Raw genomic sequence first — 22,976 nt, 5'->3', positions numbered from 1 at the left:
ATAATTGTAGCAATTAACGCGTGGCGAAACGAAAAATTATTAAAATAATTGCAAAAAAAAGAAATAAACCTTGGCGTAAGATTTATTTCTTCTAACTTGTTTATTTAAAGGGGTGGCAAGTTGTCTTGTAACACCTTTAATCGTATGATTTTTTAGCCAGCTTAACCTTCTAAATGACAAATATACTGCACGATTTCTTCTGTACGCAAATTAAAACCACTATTGCCTTCGACTACGAATGACTGTCCTGCGCGGTAGTAGCTAAATTCTTCCTCACCGTTTATTTTGACCTCACACTCACCGCTGATGATTTCGATGCGCTCCGAAGTATTGGTGCTAAAGTGATAGTGCTCAACCAAATTGTCGCAAGGCAAAATAACCCCGAGCGTTTTATGGCGACCGTCCTCAAACATAATGGTATGGCTTGAGCAACGACCATCGTAGGATATCGTGGCTTGAGCATTGACTGTTACATTGGTAAATTGCGCCGCTGTCATAGTGGCTTCCTTATCAAATAATTATTGCCAAACTAAAAGACCAAATTGAAAAACTAAATAGCAGAATAACTCATCGCTTAACTGACAGTTCTATTACAACTTTTTGACGATTCACTCTATATTTAGCTCGATATAACTGTTAACCAAATAAAGACTCGCATAGAGAATACACTATGAAAAGTAATGATGAAACGCTTACTTTGTCTAGCATGAACTCACCTCTCGTCTTTTACTAGAAACATCATAGATAGCAGATTGTATGAAAATCTGGTGGTAAGAGTTTATCATTATGTGAGATTATGCTACCACATTATATCTATAAAGTTTGTTACAGCGACTAGGAAAGTTGCGCTTATTGTTAAATGAATACCTAGCTTTGATTACCTTTAAAATTTGTATTTCCTACCTTTTGCCACCATAATATTTGCCAATTATCGTTATCTTATTAACACCATTTACCAAAGCTGTTTTTATTTATTTATCCTAAAATCAGCCTAATTGCTGATATTTATTGTCTGCCATGAGAGGCGTTGATGCTCGTATCATTAACTTTACAGCAGTTTGCATTGATTGCTCAGCATGAGCTGAGCATGGCTGAAGGCTTCAATGTCATCACCGGTGAGACAGGTGCTGGCAAGTCATTATTACTAGATGCGCTGTCTTTGTGCGTAGGTGAGCGCGCTGATAGTGCCATGGTCAGGCACGGCGCGGCGTATGCTGATATCTATGCGCAGTTTGATGTAGAAAATAATGACGTCGTGGCAGAATGGTTTGCCAAGAACGAGCGCCCTTTAGAAGAACCTGAAGTCTTGATTCGCCGTCAGCTTAGTAATACAGGACGCTCTAAAGCCTGGTTAAATGGCACGCCGGTCAGCTTAGCGGAACTTAAAAGCTTAGGCGCTTTATTGGTAAACATTCATAGTCAACATGCCCAGCAAGCCTTACTAAAGCCACAATTTGTGGTGCAATGGCTTGACGAGATGGCACAAATCACGCCACTTGCTGTACAAACGACCAGCAGCTATCAAGCTTATCAGCAGCTCAAACGCCGCGCTGATGATATCGCCAGCCGCGAAGCTCAGCGTCAAGATCGCATTCAATTGTTGCAAAGCCAGCTTGCTGATATTGCGCCGCTACTCGCGGTTGATTATGCAGAAGTAGAAGCGGAGCACGAAGAGCTGTCTAATATCGAAGCGTTGATGACGGAAGCCAGTCACGGTTTACACCTGCTCGATAATGACACCGATGAGCCGGATGTCATGACCTTGCTCGGGCAAGCAATTAAGCTTTGCGACAATCAAATGAGCGTCAGTCAAACCTTTGAGCAGGCGTCCGAACAGTTGCATTTGGCGCAGCAGCAAATCACTGAGGTCACAGGCTTGCTATCGGATTATGCGGAACAGCAATTACCCGACCCTGAGCGCTTGCAAACACTCGATAGCTTAATCAGTCTTGGGCACCGCTTGTCGCGTAAGCATGGCCTGCCCGCAAGCGATTTGATTGATGAAGCAAAGCAGTGGCAAGCGCAATTAGAACAGTTAGAAAACGAGCCAAGTAGTGATGCAATGGCAGCGCAAATCGAGCAAGCATGGCAAGAGTATTTGTCACTTGCCACTGAGCTTAATAAACAGCGCTCAAAAGCGGCGCCAAAAGTCAGTAAACAGCTGATTGCGCAATTACAACCGCTTGCCCTGCCAAATGCGCGCTGCGAGTTTGTCTTTACCAAAAAGACCGATCCTAGCCAGTATAATGGTCAAGGCTGCTATGATATCGATTTGTTGTTTAGCGCCAACGTCGGTATGCCGATGCAGCCGCTACATAAAATTGCCTCAGGTGGTGAGCTGTCGCGGATGGCACTGGTCATGCAAGTTCTGCAAGCGACCAATGCTAATAATAATGCTGCCAAGCCGATGCTCGTCTTTGATGAAGTGGACGTCGGTATCAGTGGCGGTACGGCGCAAGTGGTTGGTGAGCTGTTACGTGCGCTTGGGCAGACGCAGCAGTTATTGGCCATTACTCACCAAGCACAGGTTGCGGCGCAAGCGCATCAGCATATCTTGGTACAAAAACATCATGATGAGCAAACTGAGAGCGAGTTATTAATTTTGACCGATAGCGCGCAAGTCGATGAGCTGGCCCGTATGTCTGGCGGTGTGACCATCACTGATGTCACCCGTGACCATGCACGTAGCTTATTAAGTGATGTTAAATAATGATTATCGAGTGATGGCTACTAAATAGCTGGCAGGTACATGGTTAGTAGAAAATAACTCGCAAATAATGACCAGTCGAGAGTACAGTCTTTTAGCAAACAATCGCTAAATATTTGCTTTAGTTGATTTTTTACGCCTAAACGCCATATAGTGGTCTATCCTCTTAATAATTTCACCTTTAATATTAGGTTGCGTTTGTTTATATGTCTAAAGCCAATTTGACCCATCACTTCTTAATCGCGGCGCCCGAGCTGTCAGACCCACGGTTTGAGCAGGCGCTGATTTATATCTGTCGCCATGATAAACATGGGGCGCTTGGTCTGATGGTCAATCGTCCGATAGAGCAAGCGCGCGTCGGCAAACTGCTAGAAGACTTAGACATTGAGGTCACCGATCCGCAAGTAATGGAAGATATGGCGCTAGAAGGTGGGCCTATGTATCCAGAAGTCGGTTTTGTCCTGCATACCGGTCAACCAGAATGGGCGTCGTCTTTTGCCATCTCAGAAAACGTCTGTATTACTACCAGTCAAGATATTCTAAAACGCATCGCTGCTGGTCAAGGTGTCGGGCATTATCAGCTGTGCTTAGGTCATGCCAGCTGGGGTAAAAAACAGCTCGACCAAGAACTTGCGAGTGGCGACTGGCTGGTTTGTCCTGCGGATCTGAATTTACTGTTTGATACGCCATTTGCAGAGCGTTGGCAAATCGCTGCCGATAAGATTGGCGTTAATTTTGACTATTTGAGCAGCGATATTGGTCATGCCTAGCGTTATATATTAAGTGCTATATACTGAGCAGCATTTGCTTCATGAAGACAGAAACAGGAAGTACCCCAAATTATGGTCAATAGTATTCTTGCAGATAGCGCGGGCGCTATAACTACTGATAGCACAGACGCTATAACTACTGATAGCGCTACAGAGCCAACGATTAAGCCGCATCTAATTTTGGCGCTCGATTATGGCGTCAAAAAGATGGGGATGGCGCTAGGCAATTCTATTACCGAGACGGCGCGCGCCTTTGATATTTTGGCGATGAATAATGGTCAGCCGGATTGGGACAACCTGCTTGGTATTATCAAAGTTTGGGGCGTGGCAAAAGTGGTGGTCGGATTGCCACTCAATATGGATGGTAGCAGCTCAATGTTGTCCAAGCGGGCGCACAAATTTGCTCGTCGCTTAGCGCATAGAATTATGGAGCAGCGTTTACCCGTCATTGTCTCTCTCTGTGATGAACGTCTGACCTCAGTTGCGGCGCGTGAGATAGCTTGGGAGAATGGCTGGATTCAAAACGAGCGTGACCCGATTGATGATATCTCCGCCTGCATCCTGATGTCGACGTATTTTGCTGATCCGAGTAGCAGTCTCGCCATCGACGCCATTAAAGCGAATTAGTAGAAAGCGGTTGAATAGTACGCTAAATCCATGGCTAATATACCGCGCCTCTTCGCTATATCATCTAAACGAATAAATGACTGATTAATATGACCACTGTCTCAGATCCATCTTTGCAAAACAAGTCGCAACGTGGCTTTGCACCGCTAGCGATTGCGCGTATCAAAGGCGCGCAGCGAGCAAACCAGATAGCGATTTATCTTATTTATGCCGCTATTCTCGCCTTTATGGTCTTTGGCACCATTGCTAGTATCAAAGCCTTTCATAACAATCAGCTGCTTTATCAATTGTTCTATAACCTGCCCTACGCTTTGGTGGCGCTGACGATTCCTATTACTATTTATGATGCATTGGTGATTTATCGTTATCGCTTAAATCAGCCATCAATGATTGCCATGAGTATTGGTGTATCGACGGTTATATTACTTGGCGGGCTACTATTTGCCGATACTGCTTGGTTAGGATTGGCATGTTGGCTTGGGGTGGCGTTTTTATTTAAGGTGAGCTTTAAGCGCTTTTTTAACTTTTTAGACGCTGAAGAAACGTCTGAAAATGTTAAAGAAACATAAAACTTCCTGATAAAAATGCCATCACTAATAAAGAACTGAAAACATTCACCATATTTTATTGATTTAAAAAACGACTATGACAACTTCAACATCTGATAGTACCATTCAACATCATTTAGATACCCAAGGGCTGATTTGCCCTGAGCCGGTGATGATGCTACATCGAACCATACGTAATGCCGAAGCTGGCGCAGTGATTGAAATACTCGCTACAGATCCTGCGACCACTCGCGATATTCCTAATTTTTGCCGTCATTTGGGGCATGAGCTTGTAAAGCAAGAAACGCTTGCTGAAAATGTGCCGTTAAATATTGATCCTGATGAAATCACAATTACGGACGATGATGATGCACCTATTAACGCCACGCTTTATCGCTATTTGGTGAAGAAAAAGAATGCTTAAATGCATTTGATTGAGCTTAAAGCACTCATAGCATCAACGCACTAATAGCATCCAGATATCTTTGCTTTGTACGAAACATATCATTCACAAATTAAAGGTAGATAGCATGTTAGCGCCCCAAAAGCAGTATGTGCAGTGGCTCGAAAACAAAGACGGCAGCGAGACGTTACATCAAGCACTTTGGTTGTCGGAAAGCAATCATGCGCCGCCTGCGCGTATTGTGTTGGTCGATGATAAAACGACCGCCGATGAGGCTTATCGCTTGGCTTGCGGAGGCACTTCACTACTGTGGCGTGGTGACTTTCATAATGCACGGCAACTGCTACAAGCGCTCAATCGACGCATCGAGCGTACCAATGAGCGCTCTGAGCTACGTAAAATAAAAAAAGCAGCAAATCAATCTGCAAAATCCAATAAAAATGTAGATAAATCTTCAGAGTTATCCAAAAGTATTCCTAACTTATTTCATCAGCAGCGCCAATTGCAAGCCCAGCGTGCGCGCATATTAAGCCGTCTGCTACTCGAGCTTGATGCCAATTATGTCAGCCAATTACGCCGCGCCCCTGATATGAGTGCGGCTTGCATAGCTGCTTTTGGTCAGTTGGATAATGAACTGAATGAGTCGTATGTGCTGTCTTTTCGTGACCTACAAGGAGCGCTTGGTGCAGCGCAGTGGCGCGAAAAAGGCGTTCCGATTGATGGTTTAGATTTATCGATATTCCCGCATTATGGTGTCTTTGCCCCAACCCGCCATGAATATGTGCAGCTATTACTCGAGGCGCCACTGCCAGATACTTGTGATGTCGCTTATGATATCGGTACGGGCACTGGCTTGCTGGCTATTATCTTAGCGCAGCGCGGTGTCAAACAAGTAATTGCCACCGACTTAAATCCGCGAGCTTTAACCTGCGCCAGCGAAAATTTTACGCGATTAGAATTAGCTAATGTACAGTTGCAACAGGTGGATTTATATTCAACGGATGCGCCACTCGCTAATTTAATTGTCTGTAATCCGCCTTGGCTACCCGCTAAGCCAAGCTCGCCGTTAGAGTATGCCGTTTATGATGCCAATAGCAAAATGCTGCGTGGGGTTTTGCAGGGCGCGAAATCTCATTTAGCTAAGCAAGGAGAAGTCTGGTTGATTCTGTCGGATTTGGCTGAGCATTTACAATTACGCACTCGTGAGGAATTATTAGGCTGGTTTGCTGATAGTGGTTTGAAAGTAAAATACCGCCTCAATACCAAACCTAAGCATAGTCGCAGCCAAGATGAGTCTGATCCACTATTTGCAGCGAGGAGTAGCGAGATTACTTCATTATGGTGCTTAGAACCTGCCTAATCTTTAATAATTGATAATTAATCATTGAGTATCAAATTATGAGCCGCGACCGCGCCGTCCAACAGCGCCAACCTAAAGCGCTAGCCGTCGATGACGAGCCAGCTTACATCACCGAGTTTCGGCAAGCAATGCTCGCCCGCGGTTTAGCAACGCGGACGCGTAATGCTTATGTGCGCGATTTACGTTCTTGCGAGCTGACCAATCCTATCGCGCTGACGAAATGGCAGCCTGAAGACGTGCTGCACTGTTTATCAACCCTTACCATCGAGGGCAAAACGCCGCGCACGCAAGCACGTACGCTGTCAAGCTTGCGCCAGTTCTACCTTTGGATGATTGCTAGTAATTTGCGTGAGGACAATCCGTGCGAGCGTATCAAAAGCCCCAAATTAGGTCGTCCACTGCCAAAGGATTTGAGCGAGGCCGATGTCGATAACCTCCTCGCTGCACCTGATAGCAGCACGGCGCTCGGTCTACGTGATAAAGCCATGTTAGAGGTGCTCTATGCTTGTGGTCTGCGCGTCAGCGAGCTGATTAATCTGTCGCTTGAGCAAGTCAATCTAAACGCTGGTTGGCTACAAATTACCGGTAAAGGCAATAAAACCCGCTTAGTGCCACTCGGCGAATATGCAGCAGATGCGCTAGAAGATTATCTAACGCACGCTCGTGGCGATTTGATTGCGCATTTGAAATCTGGTAATTGCCAAGCGGTGTTTTTGACCGCGCAAGGCGGCTATATGACACGGCAGAACTTTTGGTATCTATTAAAGAAATACGCCAAAGTTGCCAGCATAGATAAAGAGCTATCACCGCATACCCTACGCCATGCTTTCGCCACCCATTTACTCAATCATGGCGCAGACCTGCGTAGCGTGCAGTTATTACTGGGGCACAGTGATTTATCAACCACACAGATTTATACTCATGTGGCGACGGCGAGATTGCAGAAGTTGCATGCCGAGCATCATCCGCGCGGTTAGAATTGAAATTAAAGATTTATTGATGATTGTAAAAGGAATAAAACGTGTCGCAAGCTCAGCCATCTACTTTGCCTACCCTAACAAAAGGGCAAAACTCTGCCCTCAAAAACCTGACCATCATGGGTTACTTAGAAGGCACGTCTTTTTTATTATTGCTTGGTATCGCCATGCCACTAAAATACATGTTAGGTATTCCTGAAGCAGTGAAATATGTCGGTATGGCGCATGGGGGATTATTTATCGCCTATATTTTGATGCTGTTGATTGCAACGAGTAAAATAAAAATGCCGCTATGGGCAATGCCTGCAGGTGTGCTTGGCTCGTTTTTACCATTTGGTCCGTTTATATTTGATCATTTATTAAAAAAGCGTTTGAAAAAATAGAATTAAGTATTTTTGGTTATCGATTAGACCTCTTGCAAAAGTCATAGGTTTAGCTCGAAATTAATGATACCAGCAAACAGCTTCATTCTAAGATCATAGCGCTGACGACGGTTACGATATTTATGAGCCACGATTTTGAACAACTTGATTAAGCCTATTTTGTGCTCAACCACAATACGAAACTTTGCCAGATAGTGATTGGCCTGTTTGCATATCTCCAGTAACTGACCACCACGTGGCTTTTTAAAAGGGGTGAAGGTTTGCTTATGTAGCTTTGCTAACCCTTGATAACCACTATCTGCTAGTAATTTAGCATTGTCAGGAAGCCAATCAGGACAAGTATCTTTATAGAGCTTAAAATCGTGGATTGACCCTTTACAGGTTTGCACATCAAGTATCAAACCGGTTTGCCAATGGACGATAACCTGCGCTTTTAAGGTGTGTTGTTTTTTCTTACCGCTGTAGTAGTCTCTTTGGTTTTTTTTGGACGCTCAATTGGGGTTTCGGTCGCATCAACAATGACGACGCTCCAATTGATGTCATCATCGACGCGACTAGGGAGCTTTTTGGGCAATTCAAACTTGCCAGAGTCAATCAGGATGTCTTCTACTTTACGGATGATACGACTAGCAGAAGACTCATGAATACCAAAGTCCATACTGATATGATAAAGCGTGCGGTATTCACGCCAATAAGTCAGGGCTAGTAGTATCTGCTCCTTAAGACTGAGCAAGCTTGGTCTGCCTGATTTGGTTTTAGATGCTTCATGCTCTTGCATGGCCTCAAGCATGTCATAAAAGGTGGCTTTATGAATGCCAGTGTAGCGTTTAAAACCAGCGTCACTTTGTTTGAGTAGCTTATCTATGTTTGGCATGGTTCCTAAAAAGTTATGAGCGTCTTCTTATTTTAATTCCCTTTGCTACTTTTGCAAGAGGTCTATTGTCTTTAGACTTTTGAGGATAGTGATCCGTCAAGAACAAGATAAAATAAGTTGGACACCCAGTATCATCCGCCTAGATAAACCAAAATGCTTACCTTATTTTGCTATCACTATACTAGGGTTACGCGCTTTTATTTCTTGGTAAAATAATCGTTTGTCTTTTGGCGATATTAATACCTTTTTATTTTTATAGTCTACCTCAAGTCTATCTAACGACAGAGCTGGTGCAGAAACCATATTTCGGGTTGGAGCAATATAAGTAATGTCTGTAAGCTCAATACGCTGCGTAGAAAAACCATTATTTATAAGAAGATGACCGTCTGATAACGTATATTTCGTACCAAAAAACGGCATAAGCATTAATACTATAAAAGGTAAGAAAATAAATGCCAAAAAAATAGCTTTAGCTAACGAGCCGTTTTCACTTTTCTTCCATTGCCAAAATGGAATGCCAATCATCATAAAACTACCTCCCAAGAGCGTAAATCCAATCCAGAAATCAATTTTAGATGTAAATACAATGTCTGTCATAAAATACTCTATAGTTAGCTAAAGCGGATTTAAGTCTAGCAATAATAATCAATCTTATCTTTAACTAAGATAAATTTTAGGTGGTGTTCTAAAAAGTATGCTGGCGATAAAAGTCAATAAGAAATCTATGCTAAGTTCTCTGATTCTATAGGGCTTTTCAAGGCTTCAAAATTGTTCAAATTTTAATCAGCATACTTTTTGACACACCACCAAATTTTAAATGAATCCCTAGCTGCAAACCTGCCCTTTTCTCGTTACAATACCTGCCATAGTATATTAACCTTCTATTTATTAAATAATCCGAGAATCCCATGAGCCATAGACCCCCTGCTGACCTGTTAAAAAGCGCCGAACACTGGCGTGAAGATATCAACTTTCGCCAAGATGTGCTGGGCAAGCCGTTTGATTTTGCGACCACATGGGGTATATTCTCGCCGCAAAAGCTCGATGATGGCAGTTTGATGCTGCTTGATTATGTGGATTTTCAAGCGGATGATGATTCGATAGATTTGGGCTGTGGCTATGGCGTGCTTGGTATGACGGCGGCGCGTGAATGTCCGAATGGACTGCATACCTTGATTGATAAAGATTTTATGGCGGTAGAATATGCGCGCCGTAATTGCGAGAAAAACGGTCTGAAAAATGTTGATGTGCATTTGTCTAACGGCTTTAATCATGTGGCAAAAGACAAAGACTTTAGCCTTGTGATGTCGAACTTGCCAGCCAAAGTAGGTAAAGAGCAGCATTATTTATACTTCCTTGATGCCTATGCGCGCATGCGTCAAGGTGGGCGTTTTTATGTGGTGACGATTAATGGCTTGCGTCAATTTATGAAGCGCTCATTTACCGAAGTGTTTGGTAATAGCGAAAAGGTTAAACAAGGTAAAACTTATACCATTACCATGGCGACCAAAGACTAAGCTTAAGCAACTTAAAAACTGAGCAAACAAAAATCCCGCTAACAAGATGATGTCTTAGCGGGATTTTTTATGGCTAAATTTTTAGAACTATATTTTTAAAGTTATATTTTTACAATTACATTTTTAAGGTTACATTTGCCGCTTCAACAAATAACCACCCAATATCGCACTGGCGATAATCGGTAATAACACCATTAATAATGGCGAGAATCCAGTCGCGAGCGAAACAAAGCCAACCAAGTCTTGCACATAACTAAACAGCAAGCCAAATAGCAATGCCACCACGATGCGTAAGCCCAAGCTATGCGTACGTAGTGAGCCAAAAACGAATGAGCAAGCGACAATTACCAGCGATAAAATCGATAATGGTGACAGCAGCTTTTGCCAAAAGGCCAGCTCATGACTTAACGAGCGCGTGCCTTGCTGGCGCATAAATTGGCGATGCTCGTATAACTGGGTCAATGATAAATCTTCGGCCTTACGAGTGAGTAAATACACCGACTCAGGGGCAAAAGGCAAACTCAAGGTATCTGACGGTGCGATAGCTTGGCTACTCTCAAAGCCCTGACCAATCATCAGCTTGGTCATATTATTCAGCTGCCACTCGTAACGGTATTGCTCGCTCGGCTTGCTGCTATCGGTATCTATCGGTTCGCGGCCGATATATTTGCCGCCCTCAGCATGAATAGCAGATTGCAGATTGCCATTATTATCCAAATGCCAACGTTTAACTTCGCCGATATTGCCTTGCACATCGGCATAATCGATATATAAAATATCGCTGCCATCTGGCTTGGCACTGCCGTCTTTTGCACTCTCAAAGCGTGGCTGTACCGTCCAATAACCGCGTACCGAGGTGACAAGCGAGCTGTTATCTTCATCGTTAATCTCTTGCGCCAACTGATTCGAATGCGGTAGGACAAACTGATTAATCACCAATGCCAATAGCACAAAAATCAAGGCAGGCTGCAACACCCAGCCGACGATACGATAAACACTGACGCCAGCAGCGCGCATGACGACCAGCTCGCTTTTATTGGCCAATAAACCCAAACCGACCACGGCGCCAAGTAACGCGCCCGTTGGGATAAATTGCTCTAAAAAGTAAGGCGAGCGATAAAAGATATATTTAATCGCCTCGCCCATCGTATAGTTATCATCTAACGAATCTAGCTCAGACAAATAAGAAAATACCAGCTGCAATGCCCACAAGCCTATAACCGCGCCGATGATGGCAAGCAAAGCGTTTAGTTTAACGTAACGGCTCAGCACTTTTAGATTGGTTGGTTTAGGCGCAAATTTCAGTTTGGCTTTTGGCGAATTTGGCTTTGATGAATTAGACGATGATGATTTAGAGAATAAAGCGCTCATTAGGATTGTCCTCCTTGTGAGCCATTGCTTTTTTGGTCAATATTGCCTTGATGCTCGCTAACGGTTAACAGCTCATCTGGTTTGCGAAAGCGCAAACGATGTTGGACGCGGCTGCCCCAATTCATATAGAGCGCCAATGCCATAAAGCCTAATACCAACCATGCATACGCCCAAACGCTAACACTGCCTTTACTCACCGCATTTTTGAGGGAAATAATACCCAGCGCACAGCTGACAAATAATAAAATCGATGGGAACAGGCGCAGCCAGCGACCTTGACGCGGACGTACTTGCGCCAGTGGCACGGCCAGCATCGGTGCAATAATCATCAGCCAAGGCAAAGCAAGACGATAGCCAAGCTCCCCTTGTGCCGCTCGTAATGCTTTTTCGCTATTCACTGCTGTACTGCCTGTTGCGGCTTGCCATAATGGACCAATCGCTTGGGTTTCGATATTGGCTTCGGTGATGACTTCTTTAGAGGATTCGGTCAAGGTGATACGGTAGCGATCAAAGCCCACTTGATTGTATTTTAAACTGCCCGCGCCGACTTCATAGCGGCGACCTTGGAATAAGTCCAATTGGGTGACGCCGCTACTGCCGGTATCTACTTGCTGAGCGCGTTTGGCAAGGGTAATGGTATCTTTACTGATACTATTCTTGCCTATAAGGGCTTTTGGTAGCTCTGGAATATTGAGCTGCTCAGCAGTTTCTGGGTCGATATTATTATTTACATCAGCGGCCGCGTTTTTTGCTGCATTGCCTTTAGGCTTAGGCTCAGATTGTATCAATATCACATCTTGCAATTGCTTTTTATCATCACTCAAGCTGCCGACGTACAAATGATAATTGCCACTACTGATAAACTGATTGGGGCGAATCAAATCAAAAGCGCTGGTCAATGCCTGTTGCTGCCAAACACTTTCCGATGAGCGTACGCCCCACGGTTTTCCAACAATAGATAAGGCCGCCTCTCCAACAAATAATGCCAATATCAATGGCGTCATCAAACGTCCAAGCTTACCGCGCGACACGCCGCTGGCATTAATCACCGCCATTTCTTGGTCAACATACAAGCGCCCGAATACTAGCATGAGCGCGATAAAAAATGCCAACGGTAGGATAAGCTCTAAAAAGTAGGGTAAATTATAACCAATGATGGTAAATAATAAGCTGATGTCCAGATTGCCTTCTGCGGCAATGCCAAAGTAACGGATTAAGCGGCCGCCGAGCATCATCACCACTAAAAACCCCAACACCAAAGCGGTCGTTGAGGCAACTTGTTGAGTCATATAGCGGCGTAATATCACAATAGGCACTCTTTAAAAAAGGTTGGTATGCGCACAATTTAGCGCAGTTTGACTGGCGCTACGTTATAAATAGTAGCGATAAAGATAACCGCTAATCCTAGCATATTTTGCTCAAAAATGGCTGTGAAATGTGTTGGAAAACATTGTATGCATCTTGCTATAAGCCTTGATTGTTTGGTTCATAATAGCTAAAACTAACAAAGCCTACAGCGTATATAATTTATAAGAATACCTTAATCTAAGCGTGAATCTATTAACTATTTACGCCGTATGTTTGCTTTATACTATTTAGCAAAGTTTGTTTGTCCTTGGTATCCCTGAGCGCGCTTTTTTAGGTTTTGTTGCTAAACTACTGTTTCTGCCAAATTTAATTAGTATAAATGCTTTAAACAGAACAAATAAATAGGCAGTCGATTCAAAAAATATAGGATTGCTATGTTGATAGCGACGCCGCGCTCGCTGCGCACTCGCCTCGCAATATGCTACACTATTGTGCTAGCTGCATAAGCAACGGCGTTTAAAAAGTATTATTTTAAAAAGCACGAATACATTAATAAAATATGCATTTCATAACTCTAATAAGGATAATTATATGAATATTAAATTAACGCAAACCCTGCCAAAAACCCATACACAAAAAATACTTAAAAAAGAAGCCAAAAGTAAAGATGCCGCCTGTCTTGTGGTACTCATCGATGATAAGAAAAATATCTTAGCTGAAGCCACATTAAGCGATTATCAAAGCCGTATTAAGCAATTGATGGAAGTATCACATTTTAATGGTAAAGCCTGCGAAACCGTCGCTGATTATGCCTTGGCTGGTGATAAAAAAACGGCTAAAGAAAATCCAGTACAGCTGTTACTCGTCGGTGTGGGTAATATTGATAAGCTTAGTCATAGCGGCTTGCAGAAAATCGCTAATACCATTTATCAAAGCACGCAAAAACGTGTTGACTCTATCACCGTTGCTTTAGGTGATGCGCTAGAAGAAAATCATTTCAGCCAGTTTGCTTTGAATTTACTCGCAGCAAGCTACCGTTTTGACAAATATAAATCTGAGCAAAACACGCCTGTTTTAACCGACATCTATTTACTTGCCGACCAGTCTTTGCAAGCGGCATTAGACTTTGCTCAAGCGGTATTCGCTGGTCAAAGCTTGACCCGTGATGTCGCCAATGAGCCGGGCAATATCTGCTTCCCAGCTTACATGGCCGAACAAGCCGAAGCGCTTGCCAAAGCTTATCCTGACTTATTAAAAGTCACCGTCTTGGGTGAAGATGAGATGTCAGCGCTGGGTATGAACTGCTTCTTAGCGGTTGCCCAAGGTTCAGCCAAAGAAGGTAAATTGGTATTGTTAGAGTACCGCGGTAAATCTAACTTTAGCGCTAAAGCCAGCGCTAGCAAAATCGCTAATAGCGGTGCAAAAGTAACAGGCGGTCTAAAAGCCTTGGCAGATAAATTACCGACCAAAGCTGCTAGTAAAAAATCTGACAAAAACAGCGATGCAAAAACTGTCAATGATGATGCGCCTATCGTCTTAGTCGGTAAAGGCGTGACCTTTGATTCAGGCGGTATCTCAATCAAACCCGGTGCGGCGATGGATGAGATGAAATTTGATATGGGCGGTTCAGCCTCAGTACTCGGTACGATTAAAGCTTTATGTGAAGCGCGTCTACCAATTAATGTCGTTGGTGCGCTTGCTTGTGCGGAAAACATGCCATCAGGTGATGCCACGCGCCCTGGTGATATCGTCAAAGCCATGAATGGCAAGTCGGTTGAAATCTTAAATACCGATGCCGAAGGTCGTTTGGTGTTGGCCGATACGTTATGCTATGTACAGCGCTATAATCCAAAAGCCATTATTGATGTGGCAACGTTGACCGGCGCTTGTGTGGTTGCCTTAGGTCACGTGCGCTCAGCGGTATTTAGTAATGACGAAGACGTGTTATTTGAACTAGAAAACGCCAGTCATTTATCGGGCGATTTAATCTGGCATATGCCGTTAGATGATGAGTATCAAACACAGCTTGACTCGCCTATCGCTGATATGCAAAACATCGGTGGTAAAGGTGGCGGGGCTATCACAGCCGCTTGTTTCTTATCTCGCTTCGTTGAAGAAGGTCAAGCATGGGCGCATTTGGATATCGCTGGTACGGCATGGAATTCTGGTCAAGACAAAGCAGCAACTGGTCGCCCTGTTCCGCTATTTATGCAATACCTCAAAAACAGCGCAAACAATGCCTAATCTGTTATTAATAATCTATTGGTAAAATACCAATTTATGAAAATGAATTTATGAACATCAGTTTTTATATTTTAAGTGAGAGTAAAGCCCAAGATATCTTGGGCTTTATTTGTCAATTGACCCAAACCGCGCTGAACAAAAGCAGCCAACCGCTCTTGATTCTCATTGATAAAGATGATGAATTGCTATCGACGCTTGATGAAGCGCTATGGTCATATGATGGCGCAAGCTTTATACCGCATCAGCGACTTTTGCACGCTACTATTTCTGAGCCTAAAGATGCTAGTAAACCTGTGCAAGATAATAATGAGGCATTAGCCCCTGTTTTACTTAGCAGTTATATGCCAGCGGATTTTAAAGGTATTGTCCTAAATACCACCATCCATCCTGTCAATCGTTTTATGGCAGCGACCAATAATGCCCAGCCTACTCGGGTGCTTGAGCTGATAAAACCTGACCCTGAGAGTACGCAAGAAGGTCGGCATAAATACAAAGCCTATCAACAATTGGGCTACGAGCTGACCCATTTTAAGGTTTAATCGACAAACCTTATCTATTTTTTGTCTTAAAAAACACTTCTATTTTTTCACATTGTGCACTTTTACTTGACCTTATGTGCCTAGGTAGGCATGGGTTAAAGGTAGGCGTTTATCTTAAAAAAATGCTACCATCCTTCGATTACTTTTCCGTTCTATTATAAATTTTATATTTATTGACAAAGTCGAGGGTGTATAGATGCGTTCATTGATTGCGATGTACCAGCGTATAGGGCTGGTGCCGCTTATTATTATCGGTTTAATATTAGGCGTTTTGATTGGCTGGCTGGCGCCAAATATCGGTGTTGCGCTGGGCCTATTAGGGACGCTATTTGTCGGCGCCCTAAAAGCAGTCGCGCCGATATTGGTCTTTATTTTGGTCATGGCAGCGATTAGCCAACATCGCAGTGGCAATGAGGTGTATGTCAAACCGGTGTTGATTATGTATATGTTCGGCACTTTTTTGGCAGCACTGACCGCCGTTGGCGCAAGCTTCTTATTCCCAACCGAGCTAATATTGGTCAATGCCAACATTGAGCAAGTACCCCCTGCTAACCTGCAAGAAGTACTCACCAACCTGCTGATGAATTTGGTTGCCAACCCTGTGCAGGCCATCGCTGATGCCAATTATATTGGTATTTTAGCGTGGGCAATCATCATTGGTTTTGCCCTACGTCAAGCCAGCGATACCGCGCGGGCGGTGGTCAGTGATTTTTCTGATGCCATCTCGCAAGTGGTCAAATGGGTCATTGCGCTAGCGCCATTTGGTATTTTAGGCTTGGTTGCCAATACCGTCGCTGAGACAGGCTTTGCCGCCCTAGCAGGTTATGCGCGCATCTTGATGGTACTGGTCGGTTGTATGTTGTTTATTGCGCTAGTGGTCAACCCTATTATCGTCTTAGTTAAGACGGGTAAAAACCCTTTCCCACTGGTGTTTACTTGCCTGCGTGAATCAGGGATTACCGCGTTTTTTACCCGTTCATCAGCCGCTAACATTCCGGTTAATATGAACCTTGCACGTAAATTAGGTCTACACGAAGACACTTATTCAGTCACCATTCCGCTAGGTGCGACCATCAATATGGCCGGTGCGGCGATTACCATTAACGTCTTAACCCTAGCAGCAGCGCATACACTTGGTATCGAAGTAAGCTTTGCCTCAGCGCTACTACTAAGTTTGGTCGCAACGATTAGTGCTTGCGGCGCTTCTGGTGTGGCTGGTGGTTCGCTACTTTTAATTCCATTGGCAGCAAGCTTATTTAGTATTCCAAACGATATCGCCATGCAAGTGGTGGCAATTGGCTTTATCATCGGGGTGGTACAAGATTCCGCTGAAACTGCGCTAAACTCATCAACAGACGTCTTATTTACTGCTGCCGCTGATCCAAAATATGCGCGTTAGTTATTAGTTATTGACGTTAGTTTTATTGAAAAACCGTCATTTTTAAAGCGGTATTTTTAATAGTATAAAGGGTCTCATTTAGAGACCCTTTTTTATGGATAATAATAAGACATTGGCTATTATTTTAAATGCTCGACGTCTACTTCAATCACTGGCATCTGCATATCAAGCTGGCGCTTAAATTGACGCAGCTGCTCAACCTCATCTAGTAACTCCAGTATTAAACCAATCGCTGGTACGCTGGCTTCAAAGTCACGGCTGAGGCGCGAGGCACGGCGCACGGTCGTCAACTGATAGCCAGTAAACTGCTGACGCTCTGGTACATCATATTCGATAATATTTTCTTCAAGCAATTCGATGACCCATTGGCGCTCTTGCCCACAGGCAGATACGAGCTCATCTAGGCTCAAGATAATGTCGGTAAATTCAGGCGAGTGTTTCATAATGATTATCCTCGTTTGCGCTTTATTTTATCGTATGGTCTTTATCTCTATTACAAGGCGATTATTCATGATTCATCACAGTTAAAAACTGATAGCACCAATCGTTAATAATAGCTGTTAATACCCGTCGTTAACGGCTGATACTGGTATCAGCAAACGCTTCTTTAAGCTGTTCATACGCTTTTATAGCCGCCTCGCTGCTGACATCAGGATTGACGATATTTAAGGTTAAATATAGATTGCCCGCTTGCTTCGCAGGAATACCTTTACCTTTTAGGCGTAAATTGCTACCTGATTTGCTGTTTTTAGGAATCGTCACCCCAAGCGAGCCAGCTGGGGTATTAACGGTAATTTTTTCACCGAGCGCCGCTTCCCAAGGCGCAATATTAACGGTTTGATAAACATCGGCGCCTTCAATACGGATATTACCAGCGTGACTGATTTTAACCTTTAAAAATAAATCGCCGTTTTTACCACCGCCGATACCAGCAGCCCCTTGTCCTGCTAAGCGGATTTGCTTGCCATCGGTGATACCTTTAGGAATTTTGATTTTAAGGGTTTTATTTTCATAATCGACCCTACCATTCGCCTGACGAACGGGCACATTTAACTTGATGCTATAGTCATCACCGCTATAGACCGAGGCCAAATCCACGGTAATCTCCGCATGTTGGTCTTGACCTTGACTGTCTTGCGCGCCAAAACCGCCGCCAAACTGCTCAAAGCCGCTGCTTTGTGAGCGGCCACCAGTTTGTCCACGCGCACCGCGACCAAAGGCTGAAAAGATATCATCGAAGCGAAAACCGCCACCACCATAAGCTTGACCTTCACCAAACTGATCATTGATGTCTTCCCAGCGAAAACCGCCTTGACCACCAGCCGATTGGCCACCAAAACCGCCAAAGCCACCAGCGCCGCCTGCACCAGCAAAAGGATTGTCTAGCATGGCATCATATTCTGCACGCTTATCTTTATCCCTAAGGGTTTCATAAGCATTGTTGATCTCCGCGATTTTATTATCAGCGTCTGGATCATCACTGACGTCAGGGTGATATTGGCGTACCAGCTTACGATATTTCTTTTTAATCTCAGCATCGCTGGCATCTTTTTTGACGCCCAAAATGTCATAGTAATTTTTTTCTGCCATGTTAATTTTCCTCAATATAAAAGCCTGTGAATAAGACTGCTATGCCAATGTAAACGAAACGATGGACCGGTTTGTATGAGAGCGATATAACGCATATAACGTCTGGTCGTTATCATTGTTATTGTCATCTACGTATCATCATAACAATAATAAACGGCCAACAACACCAACCCAAACTGTTAGACAAATAGATAGTTACCTTAAGTATAAAGGCTATATTTATAAGTAATAATGGAGATATTGTTAACAAAATTAAAGAGTGGTTAATAGGATTGAGCAGTGGAGAATCATAGATTTGCAGGCGTAACAGCGCCCTTTTGACCTTAGTAGTTCTTTTACATACCTGTAAGGGTATAACAAGCTCTTTCTTGTAAAATGCCTTTATTATTTGTACTCGCAGGGAGTATGGGTAACATAGGCAAGAGTATCTGTCTATCTCATCAACAAGAAATAGGTATTAAATGTCTTATTTAATCAAGTCTTTAGTCATCACTTTATCGCTACTGTTAAGTACGACTGTTTTTGCCGGCAACACCAGTTATTATGGTAGTAAGTTCCACGGCAAACGTACCGCAAGTGGCAGTATCTTCAATATGAACTCCCTCACCGCCGCGCATAAAACGCTGCCGTTTGGTACGAAGGTACAAGTGACCAACAAAAAGACAAAGCAGAGCGTAATCGTAAAAATTACTGATAGAGGACCTTATATTAAAGGTCGTATTTTGGATTTATCGAAAGCCGCTGCTGGTCAAATAAACTGTGAACTTTGCACAACTACTATGAAAATACTGTCTTATGGAGATGGTAAATACCGGATGGAATAATGGCATAAAAAAGGGAGAGCTTAGGCTCTCCCTTTTTTTATATCGACGAGTTTTTATAGTGGCTTAATATAGTGACTATATATAGCCACTATATTAAGCGCTTAAATAATCACGCTGTCACCTTGCCGTGACAACTTTTTATTGGAAACGCGCTTCCATTTCTTCTAAATTTGTCATCGCTAGCAACAACTTTTCTTCATTATCACTATGCTGCTGTTGTAGCGCAGTCTGCTCATCTAACAATAGCAATAAATCAGCCTTGCGGCTTTCTTCGTACAGCTCAGTATCGGCAAGCTTGGTTTCTAAACTGGCCAATTTTTCATCAATTTTAGCCAAAGCTTTTTCTGTGTTTTCAATCTCACGGCGTATCGGTGCGGTGAGCTTACGCTGCTCAGCAGCCAATTTGCGCTGCTCTTCTTTGCTAATCAAAGGCTGAGCGGCTTTATTATTTACAGGTGCAGTTGACGCTTTACTGTTTATTTGATCTGATTGGCTGACTGATGGTTTGGTCATTTGACTGTTTGCCGAACCTGTATCTGTTTCACGTGAAACGGATTTCTTATTGTCTTTTTTGTTCTTTTTCTTACCGGTATTTTTGTCCGAGGCATTTTCTTGTTTGCGTTTTTCTGCTAGCCATTTACCGTAGTCACTGATATCGCCATCGAACTCGTCGATTTGGCCGTCATGCACTAAAAACAGCTCGTCGCAGACGTTGGCAATCAGCTCACGGTCATGCGATACCAGCACCACTGCCCCTTTAAACCCTTGCAAGGCAATGGTCAAAGCCTGACGCATTTGTAAGTCTAAATGGTTGGTTGGCTCATCGAGAACCAGCACGTTTGGACGCTGCCAAACGATTAATGCCAAAGTCAAACGCGCGCGCTCGCCACCAGAAAACAGCTCACTTGGGGTATCGATACGGTCGCCGCGAAAGTCAAAACTACCAAGGAACGAGCGTAGTTCGGCATCAGAGGTTTTACCTGCTAGGCGGCGCAGCATTTGCATCGGTGTCGCTGCGGCGTCTAAAGTATCCATTTGGTGCTGATTAAAATAGCCAAGCTTTAAGGTGTCAGAGACGCGATAGCTGCCTGATAAAATACCAATTTCACCAACCAAGGCTTTAATCAAGGTCGATTTACCCGCGCCATTCATCCCCAATAAACCAAGGCGGGTGTCGGGCGTTACTTGGACGTTGGCATTATGCAAAAGCGGCGTCTCGCTATAGCCGATATCAGCATTGCTCATTTCTATCAGCGGCGAGCTCATATTGGCCGGCTCATAAAAGCGGAACGAGAACGGATTGTCTGCCATCATCGGCGACAGCTCCGCCATGCGCTCAAGCTGCTTAATACGGCTTTGCGCCTGTTTGGCTTTACTGGCCTTGGCACGGAAACGACGAATAAAGTCATCCAAATGGGCTTTGGTTGCTTGTTGCTTTTCAAACGCTTGCTGCTGCTGCGCCATACGCTCGTGACGGGTACGGATAAACTGCTGATAATTACCTGTATAAAGGGTGATTTTTTGTTGTTCGACGTGCAAGATATGACCGACGGTGGCGTCCAAAAACGCTTGGTCGTGCGAGATAACAATCACCAAACCGGTATAAGCATTAATCCAGGTCTCAAGCCAAAGAATGGCGTCCAAATCCAAATGGTTGGTTGGCTCATCAAGGAGCATTAAATCGGCGCGGCTCATCAAGGTTTTGGCAAGGTTTAAACGCATACGCCAACCACCCGAGAACCCTTCAACGGGCAATTCATGCTGACTGGTCTTAAAACCAAGACCTGCCATGATTTGGGCCGCTTTGGTCGGCGTACGATAGCCGTCAATTTCATCAAACTGCTGATGCAATACGCCAATCTGATCGTCACTGACACTGCTTAAATCATTTAACGCCGCATTAATCTCATACCACTGCTCATCACCGCTTAGCACATAATCTATCGCCGTCTGCGTGCTCGCCCCGACTTCCTGCGCCATGTGCGCCACCTGCCAGCTATCAGGAATGCTCACCTCACCCTTATCAAGCGTCACTTCGGTATCGCCGGTGCCCATTTGCGTCAATAATAAGGCAAACAAGGTGGATTTACCGGTGCCGTTATTGCCCGTCAAGCCAACTTTATGGCCCGGATGGAGCTGAAAGCTTGCCCCTGCAAACAACTCACGACCATCACGGCGAACGCCAACGTCTTTAAATTCGATCATATAATTTCTTCATCTCAACAATAATATAAAACTTAAGGCAATAAAAACACACGTCTGGCATGTTTACAGGCGGCTATTATTTCAAACGCTTGGCGCATAGGCAAACGATTAAATAACTATTTTAAATTCAAACCTTTATACGGCTAAAAACCACTTGCGATCATAATGGCATGCGAACGATTAAAAGTTTTGGCATTTAAAACCGCTATTTGGCATGTAAAACTACTATATAGTTGCAAACGCTACTGTCACCCTTGACAAATCAATCAGCACCCCAATTATGTTATACTAGTAAAATACTATTGACATCATGCAGTTAGGTGTTCGAAATTGAGCGTTTAAAGTTAAGTAGCGGCCGTATTGCTATTCACCAAATTGCCATGCCACAATAATGTTTCAATACTAAGTTACATTGCTAAAATGTTACATTGCTAAATGCCTTAACAAATATAAAAAATTTTACCGTAGCCTAGGCGTTATCAGCCGCTACTTATCAGTCGCCCTATCCAGTATAAATAGACGACCTCGCAGAAATAAAAAACAAATCATTTGATTTTAGCAACTGAGGTAGATATGAACGAATCAGCCAATCAATTTAATCCAAGCACAAGTCAACCAGTCGACCCAACCGCCTTAAACTTGACCGACAGCGCGGCAAAAAAAGTACGTCGCCTACGTGAAGAGGAAGGTGACAGCAATCTTATGCTGCGTGTCTATGTGACGGGCGGCGGCTGTTCAGGTTTCTCTTATGGCTTTAACTTTGCCAATGAGCTCAATGAAGATGATGCCAATTTTGATAATGATGATGTGACCTTAGTCGTCGATTCGCTAAGCTATCAGTATTTGCAAGGCTCGACCGTCGACTATACCGAGGGTTTAGAAGGCGCGCGCTTTATTGTCACCAATCCAAATGCCACTACGACTTGCGGCTGTGGTTCATCGTTTTCTCTTTAAATAAGTCGAGATAATAGTTTCGTTATAGAAGTAACCTAGTCAAGCAATATAGTATTGTTGGGATAATTTAAGTATACAATCGTAAACTGAAAAAGTCGTTTTTGACCGATAATCTGGTAAAAGGTGGCTTTAATCGGTTTACGATTGTTTTTTTATGGGGATGTGCTTAAATACCGCCTTCTTTTGAGTAGCTAGTCTAATCAATCTGTTGTATGAGTGAGCGCTTAACCTGTTTGTAAAGCTTATGCTTGCGAGCCTTTTATTAAAAGATTGTTGTTAGAAGATTGTTGATTAAAGGATTTTGCTCATAAAGAATAATCACTAAAAAAATCCTACTCCTACCCCAAATTATGAAGGCACCCCCTCATGGCGAAGT

Annotated in this window: 22 protein-coding genes and 1 pseudogene; 14 read left to right on the top strand and 9 right to left on the bottom strand. The window is 43.7% G+C overall.

The window, feature by feature from the left end:
- Positions 1 to 161: 161 nt before the first annotated feature.
- Complete coding sequence (locus tag CXF58_RS04380; protein WP_068407914.1) at positions 162 to 497, bottom strand: pyrimidine/purine nucleoside phosphorylase; 336 nt, start codon at positions 495 to 497, stop codon at positions 162 to 164.
- 533 nt (positions 498 to 1,030) lie between these two features.
- Here CXF58_RS04380 and recN point away from each other — a divergent pair.
- The 8 genes from recN (at position 1,031) to CXF58_RS04340 (ending at position 7,775) form a co-directional block, all read left to right on the top strand.
- Positions 1,031 to 2,710: a DNA repair protein RecN gene (recN, locus tag CXF58_RS04375; RefSeq protein ID WP_068407916.1), complete on the top strand. Its 1,680-nt coding sequence runs from the start codon at positions 1,031 to 1,033 to the stop codon at positions 2,708 to 2,710.
- Between the two features lie 203 nt (positions 2,711 to 2,913).
- Positions 2,914 to 3,477, top strand: a complete 564-nt coding sequence (locus CXF58_RS04370; protein ID WP_068407919.1) for a YqgE/AlgH family protein — start codon at positions 2,914 to 2,916, stop codon at positions 3,475 to 3,477.
- 72 nt (positions 3,478 to 3,549) lie between these two features.
- Complete coding sequence (gene ruvX, locus CXF58_RS04365) at positions 3,550 to 4,104, top strand: Holliday junction resolvase RuvX (RefSeq protein WP_068407922.1); 555 nt, start codon at positions 3,550 to 3,552, stop codon at positions 4,102 to 4,104.
- An 89-nt stretch (positions 4,105 to 4,193) separates the two neighbouring features.
- Positions 4,194 to 4,673 carry a hypothetical protein gene (locus tag CXF58_RS04360; protein WP_068407925.1) on the top strand — a complete coding sequence of 160 codons (480 nt, stop codon included), beginning with the start codon at positions 4,194 to 4,196 and terminating at the stop codon, positions 4,671 to 4,673.
- A 76-nt stretch (positions 4,674 to 4,749) separates the two neighbouring features.
- Complete coding sequence (gene tusA, locus CXF58_RS04355; protein ID WP_068407927.1) at positions 4,750 to 5,076, top strand: sulfurtransferase TusA; 327 nt, start codon at positions 4,750 to 4,752, stop codon at positions 5,074 to 5,076.
- 106 nt (positions 5,077 to 5,182) lie between these two features.
- Positions 5,183 to 6,415: a methyltransferase gene (locus tag CXF58_RS04350; protein ID WP_068407933.1), complete on the top strand. Its 1,233-nt coding sequence runs from the start codon at positions 5,183 to 5,185 to the stop codon at positions 6,413 to 6,415.
- A gap of 38 nt (positions 6,416 to 6,453) precedes the next feature.
- Positions 6,454 to 7,392, top strand: coding sequence for a site-specific tyrosine recombinase XerD (gene xerD / locus CXF58_RS04345; RefSeq protein ID WP_068407934.1), 939 nt, complete (start codon positions 6,454 to 6,456; stop codon positions 7,390 to 7,392).
- Between the two features lie 44 nt (positions 7,393 to 7,436).
- The gene (locus CXF58_RS04340; RefSeq protein WP_068407936.1) at positions 7,437 to 7,775 is read left to right on the top strand and encodes a DUF3817 domain-containing protein; all 339 of its coding nucleotides are present in this window, start codon (positions 7,437 to 7,439) and stop codon (positions 7,773 to 7,775) included.
- A gap of 41 nt (positions 7,776 to 7,816) precedes the next feature.
- On the opposite strand, the pseudogene CXF58_RS04335 reads toward CXF58_RS04340, so the two are convergent.
- The 3 genes and pseudogenes from CXF58_RS04335 to CXF58_RS04325 form a co-directional block, all read right to left on the bottom strand.
- Positions 7,817 to 8,200 (bottom strand): annotated as a pseudogene (locus CXF58_RS04335) (transposase family protein); the annotation flags it as partial.
- A gap of 8 nt (positions 8,201 to 8,208) precedes the next feature.
- The gene (locus CXF58_RS04330) at positions 8,209 to 8,649 is read right to left on the bottom strand and encodes a transposase family protein (RefSeq protein ID WP_102076715.1); all 441 of its coding nucleotides are present in this window, start codon (positions 8,647 to 8,649) and stop codon (positions 8,209 to 8,211) included.
- Between the two features lie 162 nt (positions 8,650 to 8,811).
- Positions 8,812 to 9,246, bottom strand: a complete 435-nt coding sequence (locus tag CXF58_RS04325) for a PH domain-containing protein (protein ID WP_068407355.1) — start codon at positions 9,244 to 9,246, stop codon at positions 8,812 to 8,814.
- 311 nt (positions 9,247 to 9,557) lie between these two features.
- Here CXF58_RS04325 and CXF58_RS04320 point away from each other — a divergent pair, with 311 nt between their 5' ends.
- A complete protein-coding gene (locus CXF58_RS04320; RefSeq protein WP_068407352.1) occupies positions 9,558 to 10,166 on the top strand; it encodes a class I SAM-dependent methyltransferase in 609 nt (202 codons plus the stop codon).
- 129 nt (positions 10,167 to 10,295) lie between these two features.
- Here the strand turns inward: CXF58_RS04320 and lptG are convergent, their stop codons facing one another.
- Positions 10,296 to 11,537, bottom strand: coding sequence for an LPS export ABC transporter permease LptG (gene lptG / locus CXF58_RS04315; protein ID WP_068407349.1), 1,242 nt, complete (start codon positions 11,535 to 11,537; stop codon positions 10,296 to 10,298).
- A complete protein-coding gene (locus tag CXF58_RS04310) occupies positions 11,537 to 12,826 on the bottom strand; it encodes an LPS export ABC transporter permease LptF (protein ID WP_068407346.1) in 1,290 nt (429 codons plus the stop codon). Before CXF58_RS04310 ends, lptG begins: the two co-directional genes overlap by 1 nt.
- A 610-nt stretch (positions 12,827 to 13,436) precedes the next feature.
- Here CXF58_RS04310 and CXF58_RS04305 point away from each other — a divergent pair.
- The 3 genes from CXF58_RS04305 (at position 13,437) to sstT (ending at position 17,027) form a co-directional block, all read left to right on the top strand.
- Positions 13,437 to 15,089 carry a leucyl aminopeptidase gene (locus tag CXF58_RS04305; protein WP_068407343.1) on the top strand — a complete coding sequence of 551 codons (1,653 nt, stop codon included), beginning with the start codon at positions 13,437 to 13,439 and terminating at the stop codon, positions 15,087 to 15,089.
- Between the two features lie 50 nt (positions 15,090 to 15,139).
- Positions 15,140 to 15,628: a DNA polymerase III subunit chi gene (locus CXF58_RS04300; protein ID WP_068407340.1), complete on the top strand. Its 489-nt coding sequence runs from the start codon at positions 15,140 to 15,142 to the stop codon at positions 15,626 to 15,628.
- A gap of 196 nt (positions 15,629 to 15,824) precedes the next feature.
- On the top strand, positions 15,825 to 17,027 hold the full coding sequence (gene sstT, locus CXF58_RS04295) for a serine/threonine transporter SstT (protein ID WP_068407337.1): 1,203 nt from the start codon (positions 15,825 to 15,827) through the stop codon (positions 17,025 to 17,027).
- A gap of 119 nt (positions 17,028 to 17,146) precedes the next feature.
- On the opposite strand, the gene CXF58_RS04290 is transcribed toward sstT, so the two are convergent.
- Both CXF58_RS04290 and CXF58_RS04285 read right to left on the bottom strand, forming a co-directional pair.
- Entirely contained in the window at positions 17,147 to 17,470 is a 324-nt protein-coding gene (locus CXF58_RS04290) for a chaperone modulator CbpM (protein ID WP_068407333.1), read from the bottom strand.
- 130 nt (positions 17,471 to 17,600) lie between these two features.
- Positions 17,601 to 18,617 carry a DnaJ C-terminal domain-containing protein gene (locus tag CXF58_RS04285; RefSeq protein ID WP_068407330.1) on the bottom strand — a complete coding sequence of 339 codons (1,017 nt, stop codon included), beginning with the start codon at positions 18,615 to 18,617 and terminating at the stop codon, positions 17,601 to 17,603.
- A gap of 461 nt (positions 18,618 to 19,078) precedes the next feature.
- Between CXF58_RS04285 and CXF58_RS04280 the strand changes: the two genes are divergently transcribed.
- The gene (locus tag CXF58_RS04280; RefSeq protein WP_102076714.1) at positions 19,079 to 19,441 is read left to right on the top strand and encodes a septal ring lytic transglycosylase RlpA family protein; all 363 of its coding nucleotides are present in this window, start codon (positions 19,079 to 19,081) and stop codon (positions 19,439 to 19,441) included.
- A 138-nt stretch (positions 19,442 to 19,579) separates the two neighbouring features.
- Here the strand turns inward: CXF58_RS04280 and CXF58_RS04275 are convergent, their stop codons facing one another.
- The gene (locus tag CXF58_RS04275) at positions 19,580 to 21,646 is read right to left on the bottom strand and encodes an ATP-binding cassette domain-containing protein (RefSeq protein ID WP_068407324.1); all 2,067 of its coding nucleotides are present in this window, start codon (positions 21,644 to 21,646) and stop codon (positions 19,580 to 19,582) included.
- A gap of 573 nt (positions 21,647 to 22,219) precedes the next feature.
- On the opposite strand from CXF58_RS04275, the gene erpA reads away from it, so the two are divergent.
- Complete coding sequence (gene erpA, locus CXF58_RS04270) at positions 22,220 to 22,600, top strand: iron-sulfur cluster insertion protein ErpA (RefSeq protein ID WP_068407319.1); 381 nt, start codon at positions 22,220 to 22,222, stop codon at positions 22,598 to 22,600.
- Positions 22,601 to 22,976 lie beyond the last annotated feature (376 nt).

The organism is Psychrobacter sp. Sarcosine-02u-2 (genome assembly GCF_002836335.1).
GTDB classification, from domain to species: domain Bacteria; phylum Pseudomonadota; class Gammaproteobacteria; order Pseudomonadales; family Moraxellaceae; genus Psychrobacter; species Psychrobacter faecalis.
Note: the sequence above shows the minus strand (reverse complement) of the source record. Positions and strands in the feature narration are given on the sequence as shown.